This is a genomic window from Mesorhizobium sp. B1-1-8 (assembly GCF_006442795.2).
Lineage (GTDB): Bacteria > Pseudomonadota > Alphaproteobacteria > Rhizobiales > Rhizobiaceae > Mesorhizobium.
Map to the genome: position 1 here is coordinate 5,033,286 of NZ_CP083956.1, position 13,191 is coordinate 5,046,476.

14 protein-coding genes are annotated in these 13,191 nt (G+C 64.9%); 3 read left to right on the forward strand and 11 right to left on the reverse strand.

Translation table 11 applies throughout. The features are described 5' to 3' along the window. Positions 1 to 42: 42 nt before the first annotated feature. Together FJ974_RS24785 and FJ974_RS24790 are read right to left on the reverse strand one after the other, a co-directional pair. On the reverse strand, positions 43 to 1,197 hold the full coding sequence (locus FJ974_RS24785; protein WP_140533234.1) for a YbfB/YjiJ family MFS transporter: 1,155 nt from the start codon (positions 1,195 to 1,197) through the stop codon (positions 43 to 45). A gap of 228 nt (positions 1,198 to 1,425) precedes the next feature. Then, positions 1,426 to 1,632: a hypothetical protein gene (locus FJ974_RS24790; protein ID WP_140533233.1), complete on the reverse strand. Its 207-nt coding sequence runs from the start codon at positions 1,630 to 1,632 to the stop codon at positions 1,426 to 1,428. A 96-nt stretch (positions 1,633 to 1,728) separates the two neighbouring features. Between FJ974_RS24790 and FJ974_RS24795 the strand changes: the two genes are divergently transcribed. The 3 genes from FJ974_RS24795 (at position 1,729) to FJ974_RS24805 (ending at position 4,398) form a co-directional block, all read left to right on the forward strand. After that, entirely contained in the window at positions 1,729 to 2,643 is a 915-nt protein-coding gene (locus tag FJ974_RS24795; RefSeq protein WP_140533232.1) for a LysR substrate-binding domain-containing protein, read from the forward strand. A gap of 82 nt (positions 2,644 to 2,725) precedes the next feature. Beyond that, on the forward strand, positions 2,726 to 3,979 hold the full coding sequence (locus FJ974_RS24800) for an aminopeptidase (protein ID WP_140533231.1): 1,254 nt from the start codon (positions 2,726 to 2,728) through the stop codon (positions 3,977 to 3,979). A 56-nt stretch (positions 3,980 to 4,035) separates the two neighbouring features. Beyond that, the gene (locus tag FJ974_RS24805) at positions 4,036 to 4,398 is read left to right on the forward strand and encodes a DUF488 domain-containing protein (protein ID WP_140533230.1); all 363 of its coding nucleotides are present in this window, start codon (positions 4,036 to 4,038) and stop codon (positions 4,396 to 4,398) included. Positions 4,399 to 4,480: 82 nt separating this feature from the next. Here the strand turns inward: FJ974_RS24805 and FJ974_RS24810 are convergent, their stop codons facing one another. The 9 genes from FJ974_RS24810 to FJ974_RS24850 all read right to left on the reverse strand — a co-directional run bounded on the left by FJ974_RS24810 (position 4,481) and on the right by FJ974_RS24850 (position 13,139). Further along, positions 4,481 to 4,834, reverse strand: a complete 354-nt coding sequence (locus FJ974_RS24810) for an ArsC family reductase (RefSeq protein WP_140533229.1) — start codon at positions 4,832 to 4,834, stop codon at positions 4,481 to 4,483. Positions 4,835 to 5,054: 220 nt separating this feature from the next. Beyond that, on the reverse strand, positions 5,055 to 5,381 hold the full coding sequence (locus FJ974_RS24815) for a nuclear transport factor 2 family protein (RefSeq protein WP_226891379.1): 327 nt from the start codon (positions 5,379 to 5,381) through the stop codon (positions 5,055 to 5,057). An 83-nt stretch (positions 5,382 to 5,464) separates the two neighbouring features. Beyond that, on the reverse strand, positions 5,465 to 6,100 hold the full coding sequence (locus tag FJ974_RS24820; protein ID WP_140533228.1) for a 2'-5' RNA ligase family protein: 636 nt from the start codon (positions 6,098 to 6,100) through the stop codon (positions 5,465 to 5,467). 63 nt (positions 6,101 to 6,163) lie between these two features. Then, a complete protein-coding gene (locus tag FJ974_RS24825; protein ID WP_140533227.1) occupies positions 6,164 to 7,150 on the reverse strand; it encodes a 2-dehydropantoate 2-reductase in 987 nt (328 codons plus the stop codon). Then, entirely contained in the window at positions 7,150 to 8,679 is a 1,530-nt protein-coding gene (locus FJ974_RS24830) for an acyl--CoA ligase (RefSeq protein WP_140533226.1), read from the reverse strand. Before FJ974_RS24830 ends, FJ974_RS24825 begins: the two co-directional genes overlap by 1 nt. A gap of 50 nt (positions 8,680 to 8,729) precedes the next feature. Continuing rightward, complete coding sequence (gene ggt / locus FJ974_RS24835; protein WP_140533225.1) at positions 8,730 to 10,316, reverse strand: gamma-glutamyltransferase; 1,587 nt, start codon at positions 10,314 to 10,316, stop codon at positions 8,730 to 8,732. A 14-nt stretch (positions 10,317 to 10,330) separates the two neighbouring features. Continuing rightward, the gene (locus FJ974_RS24840; RefSeq protein WP_140533224.1) at positions 10,331 to 11,131 is read right to left on the reverse strand and encodes an ABC transporter permease; all 801 of its coding nucleotides are present in this window, start codon (positions 11,129 to 11,131) and stop codon (positions 10,331 to 10,333) included. Further along, positions 11,128 to 12,057: an ABC transporter permease gene (locus tag FJ974_RS24845; RefSeq protein WP_181177115.1), complete on the reverse strand. Its 930-nt coding sequence runs from the start codon at positions 12,055 to 12,057 to the stop codon at positions 11,128 to 11,130. Before FJ974_RS24845 ends, FJ974_RS24840 begins: the two co-directional genes overlap by 4 nt. Beyond that, a complete protein-coding gene (locus tag FJ974_RS24850) occupies positions 12,057 to 13,139 on the reverse strand; it encodes an ABC transporter ATP-binding protein (protein WP_140533245.1) in 1,083 nt (360 codons plus the stop codon). Before FJ974_RS24850 ends, FJ974_RS24845 begins: the two co-directional genes overlap by 1 nt. Positions 13,140 to 13,191: the final 52 nt, after the last annotated feature.

The window sequence follows — 13,191 nt, forward strand, 5'->3', positions numbered from 1 at the left end:
AAAATGCCCATGCCCGATGCCCGGCACCGAGCAAAACCACAATCATGGCGATTTTGGCGCGGCCGACCAGGCAATAATACCGGAGGCGAGCAACGCCGCCGCCGCCATGATCGAGGCCAGCACGTAATTGCCTGAAGCCTGGGCGAGCATTCCGGCGGCGATCGGACCGATGATCTGGCCAAGGCCGAAGGCGGCCGTCATTATCGCGAAGATGCGGCGCGGCGCCTGCGGCGCAAGCTGCCGCGCCGTTTGCAGGCCAAGCGCGGTGACGGCGATGAAGGTGCCGCCGAGCAGGACGCCGGCGAGCAGCGGCCCGGCAAAGCCGCCGACGGCGACGCTGGCGGTGACGCCGACCACCTCGACCAAGCAGCTCAACGCGTAGGCGGCATAAAGCCCGATCCTGCCCGCAAACTTCTGCCAGAGCCAGGTCGACGGAAAGCCGACAAGGCCGGTGACCATCCAGACCGTTGCCTCGAAGACGCGTCCGCCGCCGCCCTGGCGAACGATGGCGACGAGGAAGGTCGCCGTCACCACATAGCCGAAGCCGAACAGGCCATAAGCGAGGATCATCTTGGTCAGCGACCTGTCCCTCGGCAACGCCGGCTCGGGCCCGTCGACGCCGTTCGTCGGCGCGGCGGAGCCCGACAGCATGGCGACGGCGACGAGCCCCGCAGCAGAAATCACCGCCGACCACAGCCAGCCCGCCGCCCATCCGGCATGGGCGGTGACCAGAACGGCCAGCAGCGCCGAGGACCCTGCAATGCCGAGGCCGACGCCGCCGAAATGCAGCGCCTGCAGATTGTTGCGGCCGGCGGCGGCGAGATGGCTGAAGACGATCGACGACATGAACACCATGACGAAGGCGCTGGCCAGCCCGGCCAGGAAGCGGATGACGACAAAGGCGGTCATCGTTCCGCTGAACCCCATCAGGCCGACGAGCAAGGCGCTGGCGGCGAGACCGGCATACATCAGCAGACGCTCGCGGCCATGCGCCCAGCCGCCGGCGGCGGCTAGCGCGCCGATAAGGTAGCCGAGATAATTGGCGGAGGCGATCCAGCCGGCATCGGCCGGCGTCAGGCGCAGTTCCTCCATCATGCCCGGCAGGATGGGCGTGTAGACGAAGCGGCCGATGCCCATGGCAACCGCAAGGGCGACCATGCCGGCGATGGCGAGACGCAAGGGCGAGGCGGCGTTCATTGCAGTGCACAATAGGCACGCCGATCGGCGAGACAATGTGCTTGCGTTAGGCCAGCCTACGTCCAGGGCACAGACGCCCCCTCACCCAGCCTCCGCTTCGCTCGGCTGACCTCTCCCCGGCGGGGAGAGGAGCCTGTCGGCGCCGGCGCTTCCCTCTTCTCCCCGCCGGGGAGAAGGTGGCCGCGAAGCGGCCGGATGACGGGGAGCGCCGCCGAAAAGGCCAATATCTTAGCGGCCGGCCGCGCCCATCGACTCATAGGCCGTGCAGCGCGCCGTCAGCCGGAACGGCATGTCGCCCAGCTCGCGCTCCGACATGGTGTCGAGCACCGGATGCGACAGCGGATCGACGATCCAGCGGGCAATCTCGCCATCGTTGCGGCGGTCCTGCCTCGTCGCGGTGCTGGAAAGCTCCCTCAGCAACGACAAAATCTTCACCGGATTGCCTCCTAGTCTGGGCTTGCCTCGCCAAAATCCGCCTGCTCGCGCCAAGTTTCAATTGAGATTTCGGACCTTCCGGTTTAGAAAAACTGAATGGCTATGCTGAACCGCGTCCATCTGAACGGCCTGCGCGCCGTGGAGACCGTCGCCCGGCTGGGATCGCTCGCCGCCGCGGCGGCCGAGCTCAACGTTTCCGTCAGCGCCGTCAGCCAGCAGATCAAGCGCACGGAAAAGCAGCTCGGCCAAGCGCTGTTCGACCGCACGCCGGGCGGACTGGTCCCGACGGAATTCGGCACCGTTTTCACGGCCCGGCTGAGCGCCGGTTTCCGCGAGCTGGCGCAGGCGGTGGCGCTGGCCGGCGAAGCGAACGAATGCACGCTGGTGGTTTCGGTGGCGCCGGCCTTCGCCTCGAAATGGCTGCTGCCCAGGCTGTCCCGGCATTTCGCACGGCATCCCAACGTGCTGCTGCGCATCGATGCTTCGGTGCGGATCGCCGATCTCGACCATTCCGACATCGACATCGCCATCCGGCTCGGCGATGGCAACTGGCCGGGCGGACAGGCCGAGTTGCTGCTGGCGCAGGAAGTCTTCCCCGTCTGCGCGCCGTCGATCGCGGCCAGGCTGAAATCGATCGAGGATCTGGCGCAGACCTGCGCCATCACCGACGAGCGGGCCATGATCAGCTGGGACAGCTGGTTCGAGGCGGCCGGCGTCGAGCCGGTCACCTTCCTCAAGGGCGCGCGCTTCACCGACCCGATGCTGTGCCTGGAATCGGCGATCGCCGGCCATGGCGTGATGCTTGCCTGGCAGTTGCTCACCGCCGACGCGCTGGCCGACGGCCGGCTGGTAGCTCCGTTCGGTGTCCGTGCCGAGAGCGGCCTGGGCTACTGGCTGGTGACCTCGCAGACGAAAGGCGAAAGCCGCAAGGTGCGCGATTTCAAGGCCTGGATCCGCGAGGAGATCGCCGCGACCATGGCGCAATTCCGGGCGCTCGACAGCGCTGCCTGAAAACAGGCCCAGTCGATCGCGGTGGAAAGGCCGGCGGCACCGGTCTATGTAAGGACCAGACCCCATCACGGCAGGCAGGATCATGACCACACATTCGCGCGTTTCAGCAACGATCGACCCGGTGAAGCTCGACAGGCTGGCCGAGGTCGCTGTCAAGGTCGGGCTGCAGCTGCAGCCCGGGCAGGACCTGGTGCTGACCTCGTCGATCGCCGCGCTGCCGCTGACCAGGCGCATCGTCGAGCACGCCTACAAGGCCGGCGCCGGGCTGGTGTCGCCGATCTTCAACGACGACGAGATCACGCTGGCGCGCTTCCGCTATGGCGCCGACGCCGGCTTCGACCGAGCCGCCGGCTGGCTCTATGAGGGCATGGCGAAAGCCTTCTCCAATAATGCGGCGCGGCTTGCCGTACGCGGCGAGGATCCGTCGCTGCTATCGGCGCAGGATCCCGCCAAGGTGGCGCGCGCCAACAAAGCGAATTCGATGGCCTACCAGCCAGCGCTGGAAAAGATCACCGGCTTCGACATCAACTGGAACATCGTCGCCTATCCCGATCTTGCCTGGGCAAAGCAGGTATTCCCTGGCGAGCCCGACGACGTCGCGGTGGCGAAGCTCGCCGAAGCGATCTTCTCGGCCTCGCGGGTCGACGTCGAGGATCCGATCGGCAATTGGAAGGCGCACAATGCAGCCTTGGCCGAGCGCACGAAATGGCTGAACGAACACAACTTCCATGCGCTGCATTTCACCGGGCCGGGCACCGACCTGACGGTCGGTCTGGCGGAAGGCCATGAATGGATGGGCGGCGCCTCGACCGCCAAGAACGGCATCACCTGCAATCCGAACATCCCGACCGAGGAGGTGTTCACCACGCCGCATGCATGGCGCGTCGAGGGGCACGTCTCCTCGACCAAGCCGCTCTCTTACCAAGGCACGCTGATCGACGAGATCTCGGTGCGCTTCGAGGCCGGCAGGATCGTCGAGGCCAAGGCCTCGAAGGGCGAGGACGTGCTGAAGAAGGTGCTCGACACCGATGAGGGTTCGCGCCGGCTGGGCGAAGTGGCGCTGGTGCCGCATTCCTCGCCGATCGCAAAGAGCGGACTATTGTTCTTCAACACGCTGTTCGACGAAAACGCCGCCTGCCACATCGCGCTCGGGCAATGCTATTCGAAGTGCTTCGTCAACGGCGCCTCGCTCAGCCAGGCCGAGATCGCCGAGCGCGGCGGCAATAAGAGCTTTATCCACATCGACTGGATGATCGGCTCGGACAAGATCGACATTGACGGCGTGGCCAAGGACGGCAGCCGCGTGCCGGTCATGCGCAAGGGCGAGTGGGCCTGAGGATCTTATTTATTGACGCAAATTCCGCTGGAATTGCTTAGTCAACGGAGGTTGCCATGGCCTTCGACATTGCGGTGAAGCGCATCTACGAAGCGCCTGACAAGGCCGATGGCCAGCGTGTGCTGGTCGACCGCATCTGGCCGCGCGGTGTCGCCAAGAAGGACGTAGCACTCGCCTTATGGCTGAAGGAGATCGCGCCGAGCGACGAGCTGCGCAAATGGTTCGGGCACGAGCCGGAGCGCTGGGCGGAATTCCAGAAGCGGTACCGCACGGAGCTGGATGCGAATGGCGAGGCCGTGGCGCAACTGCGCGGCCTGCTACGCGACGGCAAGGTGACGCTGCTCTACGGCGCGCATGAAGAGGCGCATAATAATGCGGTGGCGTTGATGGGGTATTTGGAAGCCAAGCATAATTATTGAGACGTCGAGTTCCTGCGCCCCCTCTCTGTCCGGCAGGACAGAGAGGGGGCGCAGGAACTCGACGTAAGTGGTCGAGCCTATTTTATTTCCCGCCAACCGCCGCCTGATAAACCTCCGGCTTGAACCCAACCAGGATGTCATCGCCGATCTCCAGCACCGGGCGCTTGATCATGGTCGGCTTGGCCAGCATCAGCGCCTTGGCCTTGTTCTCGTCGAGCGCCTGCTTGTCTGACTCCGGCAATTCGCGAAAAGTCGTGCTTCCCTTGTTGAGCAGCTTTTCCCAGCCGATCTTGCCGACCCAGCCATCCAGCCTGTCCGCCTCGATCCCTTCGGCCCGGTAGTCATGAAAGCGGTAGGCGACGTCGCGGCTCTCCAGCCAGACGCGCGCCTTCTTGATCGTGTCGCAGTTGGTGATGCCGTACATGGTGATCGTCAAGACAGACCTCGGAGATGGATCTTCGAATCTGACTGAAAACTAGGCCTGCCCTGCCCGCTTTGCCAGCGCTTTGCAGCCCTTGGACCATGGTGCTCGGCGAGTTGGCCGATCACGTGAAGACGATGTCGGATGCTTACATGGCGGCCAGGGACATTCGTCCCGGCCGCCATGCCTGACTTTCAATGAGCAACGCTCGCTGAAGCCGGTCGACCTTCCGGCCTCAATAGTAGAAGCGCTCTTCGGCAATCTTGCCGTTCTTGACCGTGTACAGGCCGACCTCGTCCATGGTGACGCGCTCGCCTGTCGCCTTGGGTGTTATGTCAAACTTGAAGCGCAGTGCGAACTGGTCGCCGTTGACATAAGGTCCCTCGACAGAGCCGCCATGGACCTCGTTGTTTTCCTGCCACCACTGGCTCTTCTGCCTGACGGCCTCCTTGCCGTTGCAGACGGCCATCGGTCCTTCCATCGCCTCATAGCTGACGATGTCGTCGGCGTTGTATTTCGCGGCAGCACCTTCCAGATAGGAAAGCACTTGCTGGCCGGCCACCGCCAGGCGGCTCCACAGGTGACAATTCGTGTCAGGATGAACGGTCAGTTTTGCAAAGGTATGATGACGGCGCGTTGGGGTACTCACATGACGGCCAGGACATCGTCCTGACTGCTCAATTGCCAGCGGCCACAGATCTGATATCGGCCCTGCCGCAGGAAGCTATGGATGAGGACGAAGTCCCGCACAGTCCAGCCAATCGGCTCAATCGGCCGCTCGTCAACTTTCGGAACACGCGCCTTGTCACGCAGCAGCGTGATGTGAGGTTCGAACGAAGTCGCAACAAAAGGTTTTAGCGGACTGTCGATAAGCACGGCGCCCAAGCTGCGCCAAAAGGTCTGCAGCGGCGGGATTCCGTCACTGCCGCGCAGCACCAGCGCCCCACCACCGAATGCCGACAAGCGATCGAAGGAGACATTGAACGCATGAGCCCGGACAAGGGCACCTGCGCAGCAGGCGGCATCGACCAGGGGCCTTGGCAATCCGTCGTGATCGCCGAGACCGACAAGAGAGATATGCATCTGTTTTGCTGGGATGAGTTTGCCACGCAATTGCAGGTCGCGTTGCCAAACAGCAGCCCGCTCCTCCAACGGGAGGGCAACTGTGCTCTCCAGAAGAATGGCGAAGAACAACCGGTCGTTCCGGTGCAGGTCGGGTTCGCCCCAGCGGAAGAATGTTTGGCCGTTTTTGCCGATCCCGAATGAAGGCAGCTCGTCCATGGCTGATCCCTTTCGGACTTTTCATCCAAGGATCCGAATATAATAGAACAAATGGGGAACAAACTACAAGGACGAATAGCATCCGCGCTCGATCGCGAGCCGCCGCACCAGCGCCAGCACGCTGTCGATGGTCGGCGTCGGCTGGCCGGTAAGATGTCCCAGTTCCTGCACCGCTGTCACCAGCGCGTCGATCTCCACCAGGCGGCCGCGTTCCAGATCCTGCAGCATCGAAGTCTTGTGCTCGCCGACATCGCCGGCGCCCTTGATGCGCCGGTCGACGGGAATGAGGAAACGCACGCCGAGGCTTTCGCCGATGGCCTGCGCCTCGAACATCATGGAACGGACGACTGCCCGCGTGCCTTCATCGGCGACGATTGCCGCGAGCGTGCTGCCGGTGAGCGCCGAGATCGGATTGAAGGAGAGGTTGCCCCATAGCTTGACCCAGATCTCCGAGCGGATGTCCTCGCGCACCGGCGCTTGCAACCCGGCCTTGACCATTTCGCGGGCAAGCGCGGTCACCCGTTCGCTCTTTTCGCCCGACGGCTCGCCGAGCGAAAAGCGCGTGCCCTCGACATGGCGGATCAGGCCCGGCGCGCCGACCTCGACGGCGGGATAGACGACGGAACCGATGACGCGCTGCGGGCCGATGCGGCGCCAGATCGCGCCGCCCGGATCGACCGCGTCGAGCCGCGTGCCTTCGAGCGCGCCGCCGGCCTTGTAGAAATACCACCACGGAACACCGTTCTGCATGGTGACGACGGCCGTGTCCGGCCCGAGCAGCGGCGCGATCTGCTCGAGCGCCGGCGCCAGCGAATGCGCCTTCAGCGCCAGCACGACATAGTCCTGGGCGCCGAGTTCCTCGGCCCGCTCAACGGCTTTGACCGATGCGACCGTTTCCCTGCCGTCCTCGATCAGCTTGAGCCCTTCGGCCTTGACCGCATCGAGATGGGCGCCACGCGCCACGACCGACAGATCGACCCGACCGGCGATCGCGAGCTTGGCGGCGAGATAGCCGCCGATCGCGCCGGCGCCAAAGACAGTGACGCGCATCAGCCGAGACCGAGTTTCGCAGCGAGGCCGATGCGCTGCAACTTGCCGGTGGCGCCTTTCGGGATCTCATCGAGGATCACCACCTTGCGCGGCACCTTGAAGTCGGCGAGCCGGGTAGCGGCAAAGCCGCGAATGTCGGCCTCGCCGACGGTCATGCCTTCGCGTAGCACGACGGCCGCCGCGACCTCTTCGCCGAGCTTGTCATGCGGCATGGCGAAGGTGACGACCTGCGCCACCGCCGGATGATCCATCAGCACGCCGTCGACCTCGAGCGGCGAGATTTTTTCGCCGCCGCGGTTGATGATCTCCTTCAACCGCCCGGTGACGCGCAGATAGCCGTCCCCGTCGAGCACGCCCTGATCGCCGGTATGGAACCAGCCATGGGCGAAGGCGCTGGCATTGGCGTCCGGGTTCTTCTCGTAGCCGGCGGTGACGTTGGGCCCGCGAATGACGATCTCGCCGATCTCGCCGGCATTGAGCAGCCGCCCGTCCGGCGCCATGACGGCCACGTCCGGCCCTGCTGCAGCCCCGACGCTGCCCGGCTTGCGCTGGCCGGGCGGCAAGCGGTTGGACGCCATCTGGTGCGCAGCTTCGGTCATGCCATAGGCCTCGATCACCGGGCAGCGGAAGGTAGCCTCCAGCTCGGCCATCACCTGCGCCGGCAAGGATGCCGAAGACGAGCGGATGAAGCGGAGTTTCGCTTCGGCCAATTGTTCCGGATTGCGCGCGGCACGCGGCAGGATCGCCTGGTGCATGGTCGGCACCGCCGTGTACCAGCTCGGCTTCGCCTCGCTCAGCCACTGGAAGAAGCGCAGTGCGTTGAAGCCGGGCGTGCAGCAGACGCTGCCGCCCGCGGCAAGCGAGGACAGCACCGCCGCGATCAGCCCGTGGATGTGGAAAAGCGGCATGATGTTGAGGCAGCGATCAGCCGGGGTCAGGCCGAGCGTCGCGCCGATATGCCCGGCGGATGCGGCGAGATTGGCGTGGCTGAGCGGCACCAGCTTTGGACGCGAGGTAGTGCCGGAAGTGTGCAGCAGAAGTGCCGTGTCGCCGTCCTCGGCCAGACCCGACGAAACAGGCGGGGCGACCGGGTCGCCCTCGATCGTGAAGACGCCGGCCGGCGCGCCGCCCGGCACCACCAGCCGCAGCACGGGGATGCCGAGGCGTTCAGCAACCTCGACCGAGGGACCGGCCTCGTCTTTGCCGACGAGGATCGCCTTGACGCCGATGTCGGTCAGATAGAAATCCAGCTCGTCGGTGCGATAGGCCGGATTGAGCGGCGCGGTGGAAGCCGCCGCTGCCACCACGATGAAGGCCGCCGCCATCTCCGGGCCATTCGGCAGCACGATGGCGACGCGGTCGCCACGGCCGATGCCAAGCGCGTTGAGGCGCGCGGCGGTGTCGCGGATCAGGCGGCGCAGCCCGCCATGCGTCAGCGTTGTCCGGTCAGGCGCGGAAATCGCCGGCGCGTCGTCGGCGCCGGGTGCAAGGCGATGGGCAAGATCGGTGGCGTTTTCGCTGTTTGTCATGGTCCCAGACTATGTTTCGAACGATCGGCCGATGTCCAGCAAAGGGCTGCTCAATAGCCGAGCGCCAGGCCGTCCTTGCGCGGATCTGAGGCGCCGGTCAGCGTGCCTTTTTCCCAATCGATCAGCACTGCCTGTCCGCCGCCGAGCGGATGGTCCGGTTCGACCACGCGATGGCCCCGACTGCGCAGTCCCTCGGCGGCATCGGGACGCACGCTGCGCTCGGCCTCGACGACGTCGTGGTTGTAGAAGACGCGCGCGGCATCCAGCGCCTGCTGCGGGTCCATGCCGAAGTCGATCATGTTGGTCAAAAGGTGGACATGGCCGAAGGGCTGGTAGCCGCCGCCCATGACGCCGAACGGCATCACCGCACGGCCGTTCTTGGTCATCATGCCCGGCATGATGGTGTGCATCGGCCGCTTGCCGGGTGCGATTGCGTTTGGGTGCTTTGGGTCGAGGCGGAAGCTGGTGCCGCGGTTCTGCAGCACCACGCCGGTCTTAGGACCGACGACGCCACTGCCGAAGGAATAATAGGTCGAGTTGATGAAGCTCACCGCATTCATGTCTCGATCGACGATGGTGATGTAGACCGTATCGCTGCCCGGCAAATCGAGGCGCGGCAGATCGGTCATGGCGCGCTCGGGGTTAATCGCGGCGCGCAGCCGGTCGGCATAGACGCTGGAGAGCAGCTCCTTCACCGGCACCTCGACATGGTCTTGGTCAGCGATCAGGTTGTCGCGGTCCTGATAGGCCAGACGGCCGGCCTCTATCTCCAGATGCAGGCGCTCGGCGCCGTCGGGATCGAGTGAGCTAAGTTCGAAGCCGGAGAGCACGTTCAGCATCAGCAGCGCCGTCAGCCCCTGATTGTTCGGCGGCATCTGGTGGATGTCGTGGCCGCGATAGGGGGTGCTGACCGCGGTCCGGTAATCGCCCTTGGTGGCGGCGAAATCGTCGGGCGTGTGCAGGCCGCCAAGCGCGCGAAGCCGCCCGACCAGATCCTCCGCGACCTCGCCTTCGTAGAAACCGGCCCGGCCTTTCCTGGCGATGATGCGCAATGTCTCAGCGAGTTCCGGCTGGCGATGGACATCGCCGGCCTTCGGCGACTTGCCGCCGGGCAGGAACATGCGCGACGCCACCTCGTCGAGTGACAGGTCGGTTTCCGGATCTTCCCAGTCGAACGCGACGCGGTCGTGCACGACGTAGCCGTTTTCCGCGTAGTGGATGGCCGGCGCCAGCGCGTCGGCGATGCCCTTGCGGCCGTGATCCTGCAGCAGCCTACACCAGGCATCGACGGCGCCGGGAATTGTGACGGCATGCGGACCCTGCTTCGGCACTTCGCTGAAGCCGTTCTCCAGATACCAGTCGACAGTGGCCGCGGCGGGCGCGCGGCCGGAGCCGTTGAAGGCGATCACATTGCCGTCGCCCTTCGGACAATAGAGGACAAAACAGTCGCCGCCGATGCCGGTCGATTGCGGCTCGACCACCGCCTGCACGGCCGCCGCGCAGACCGCCGCGTCCATGGCATTGCCGCCGGAGCGCAGCATCTCGATCGCGGCCAGTGTGGCGAGCGGGTGCGAGGTCGCGGCCATCGCCTCGGTGGCACGGACCGGCGAGCGGCCTGGAAACTGAAAGTCACGCATTGGTATCCCTGCATTCAACGTCCGCGGCCGAGAAACTGGGCGGCGGACAACAAGACGATCGATAGAACGATCAGGCAAGTCGAAATGGCGGCAATCGTCGGATCGATCTGGTCGCGCAGCGCATTGAACATGCGGCGCGTCAAAGTCGTGGTCTCGCCGCCCGAGATGAACAGCGAAACCACCACCTCGTCGAAGGAGGTGATGAAGGCAAACAGCGCGCCGGAGACGATCGAGAAGCGGATCTGCGGCATCGTCACCTGGCGGAAGGCCGAGAAAAGGTTCGCGCCGAGGCTGCGCGCCACCTTCTCCTGGTTCATGTCATAGGACCGCAAGCCCGACAGCACGGTCAGCACCACCAGCGGCAGGGCCTGCACCGTATGTGCGATGACGAGGCCGGTCAGCGTGTTGTTGAGGCCGATGCGGGCATAGAGGAAGAAGGTGCCGATGCCGATCAGGATGACCGGAATGATCAGCGATGCGGTGAGCAGCGCGTTGATGGCGCCGGTCAGCCTGAGCGTGCCGATGTTGATGGCGTAGGCTGCGGCGGTGCCGAGCGGCGTCGCCACGATCATCGTCATCACCGCCACCTTGACCGAGACTATGGTGGCATCGCGCCATTCCAGCGAGCCGAAATAGCTTTCGTACCAGCGCAGCGACCATTCCTGCGGCGGGAATTGCAGCAGCGTCGAGCCGGAAAAGGACATGATGACGATGATGACCGACGGCGCGATGAGGAACAGCAGCACAAGGCCGCCGAGAAGATAGAGCCAGAGCCTTTGCCGGTGCGATATCGGCAGACTGTTTTCGACGCTCATCGCTCGCTCCACACGCCGGTGGCGCGAGCGCCGAGCAGCCATTGGAACAGGCCGAGCAGCGCCAGCGTCACGGCAAGCAGCACCACGCCGAGCGCTGCGCCCGCACCCCAGTTGGAATAGAGGCTGGTGGTCTGCTCCATGCGCATGGCCCACATGATCACCTTGCCCCCGCCCATCAGCGCAGGCGTGACGAAGAAGCCGAGGCAAAGCACGAAGACGATGACCACGCCCGAGGCAAGGCCGGGCACCGAGAGCGGAAAGAAGATCTGGCGGAAGGTAGCGGCCGGACTGGCGCCGAGATTCATGCCGGCGCGCAGGATATCGGTGTCGATGGTTTTCATCGAGGCATAGAGCGGCAGCACCAGGAACGGCAGCATGATATGCGTCATGCCGATGACGACGCCGGCGAAATTGTTGGCGAGCGGCAGCGGTTGGCTGATCACGCCGAGATCGATCAGCCAGCTGTTGACCAGGCCCTTGCGCTGCAGGATGACGAGCCAGGCATAGGTACGCACCAGCACGGAGGTCCAGAATGGCAGGATAACGAAGATCAGGCAGATCGAGGCGGCGCGGCGCGGCAGCTGCGACAGCATGTAGGCGAGCGGATAGCCGAGCAGCACGCAAGCGCTGGTGACCGCAAAGGCGACCTTGAAGGTGGTGACGAAGGTCCTGATGTAGGACGCCTGCTCGAAGAAGCGGGCATAGTTGGCAGCGCTGAGCTGCCCGGTCTCGTCAAACAGCGAGAGCCAGAACAGCCAGCCGATCGGCACGATAATGACGGCAAAGACGAGCAACAGGCCAGGCGACAAGAGCGCCAGAAGCCCGAACGCCTCCCGGCGCGCATCGGCGCGCAAAGCATCAGCGTTGAGGGGCCTGTCCAGTCGGCCAGCGGTGGTATTTTGAAGACTGACGGATTGCATGCTCATCAGTCGGCCGCCACCAGCACTACGTCCTCAGCATTTATGCCGAGATTGACCGGCTCGCCGGGCGCCGGCAGTTTCGCCAACACGTCGGAGCGGCAATAGTCGCGCAAAGTCAGCTGGCGGCCATCGCGCAGCATTGCGTAGCAGACGAAGCTGTCACCCTGATAGATGACGTCGCCGACCGTGGCCGGGATCACATTGACATTGCCCGCCGGGTCGGCCTCAGCGACCAGGCGCAGCTTTTCCGGCCGCACCACCATGAGGTGATTGCCGGAGGACGGCGCCGCTGCCGTCATGCGGATCTTCCTATCCTCGTACCAGGCGCTGCCATTGCGGCATTCGACCGGGATGAAGCTGGAGTCGCCGATGAAGCCGGCGACGAAACGTGTCCGGGGGCTGGCATAGAGCGTCTCGGGCCGGTCGATCTGCTCGATGCGCCCGGCATTCATGACGGCGATGCGGTCCGACATGGTGATCGCCTCGCGCTGGTCGTGCGTGACGTAGACAGTCGTCATGCCGAGCCGGCGGTGCAGGTTGCGCAACTCGATCTGCATGTGCTCGCGCAACCCCTTGTCGAGCGCCGACAGCGGCTCGTCCATCAGCACGATGCGCGGTTCGAAGACGATGGCGCGGGCCAGCGCCACGCGCTGCCGCTGGCCGCCTGAAAGCTGGTCGACGCGGCGTTCGCCGAGCCCCTTCAGCTGCACGAGATCCAGCGCCTTTTCGACGCGCTCGACGGTCTCCGTCATGGAAACGCGGCGTTGCTTCAGCGCAAAGGCGATGTTGTGGAAGACGTTCATGTGCGGGAACAGCGCATAGTTCTGGAACACCATGCCGATGTTGCGCCGGTGCGGCGGCATGGCGATGATCTCTTCGCCGCCGACCTTGATGCTGCCGGCGTTCGCCCGCACGAAGCCGGCCAGGATCATCAGCAGCGTCGTCTTTCCCGAGCCGGACGGCCCGAGCAGCGTCAGGAATTCGCCTGCCGCGACGTCGAGGCCGAGATCATGCAGCACCGACACGCCGCCGAAGCGCTTCTCGATACCGCTGATGCCGATGGGAAGCGCGGACTGCGCGAGAGACAAGAGCATCTCCTTCAACTCCGGATCATTTTTCGCGAAACGATGCGGAGCGGCG

Excerpts from the sequence above, each read along its gene's own strand:
- FJ974_RS24785 (WP_140533234.1), bottom strand. The coding sequence starts at position 1,197 with ATGAACGCCGCCTCGCCCTTGCGTCTCGCCATCGCCGGCATGGTCGCC.
- FJ974_RS24795 (WP_140533232.1), top strand. The coding sequence starts at position 1,729 with ATGGCTATGCTGAACCGCGTCCATCTGAACGGCCTGCGCGCCGTGGAG.
- FJ974_RS24800 (WP_140533231.1), top strand. The coding sequence starts at position 2,726 with ATGACCACACATTCGCGCGTTTCAGCAACGATCGACCCGGTGAAGCTC.
- FJ974_RS24805 (WP_140533230.1), top strand. The coding sequence starts at position 4,036 with ATGGCCTTCGACATTGCGGTGAAGCGCATCTACGAAGCGCCTGACAAG.
- FJ974_RS24820 (WP_140533228.1), bottom strand. The coding sequence starts at position 6,100 with ATGGACGAGCTGCCTTCATTCGGGATCGGCAAAAACGGCCAAACATTC.
- FJ974_RS24825 (WP_140533227.1), bottom strand. The coding sequence starts at position 7,150 with ATGCGCGTCACTGTCTTTGGCGCCGGCGCGATCGGCGGCTATCTCGCC.
- FJ974_RS24830 (WP_140533226.1), bottom strand. The coding sequence starts at position 8,679 with ATGACAAACAGCGAAAACGCCACCGATCTTGCCCATCGCCTTGCACCC.
- ggt (WP_140533225.1), bottom strand. The coding sequence starts at position 10,316 with ATGCGTGACTTTCAGTTTCCAGGCCGCTCGCCGGTCCGTGCCACCGAG.
- FJ974_RS24840 (WP_140533224.1), bottom strand. The coding sequence starts at position 11,131 with ATGAGCGTCGAAAACAGTCTGCCGATATCGCACCGGCAAAGGCTCTGG.
- FJ974_RS24845 (WP_181177115.1), bottom strand. The coding sequence starts at position 12,057 with ATGAGCATGCAATCCGTCAGTCTTCAAAATACCACCGCTGGCCGACTG.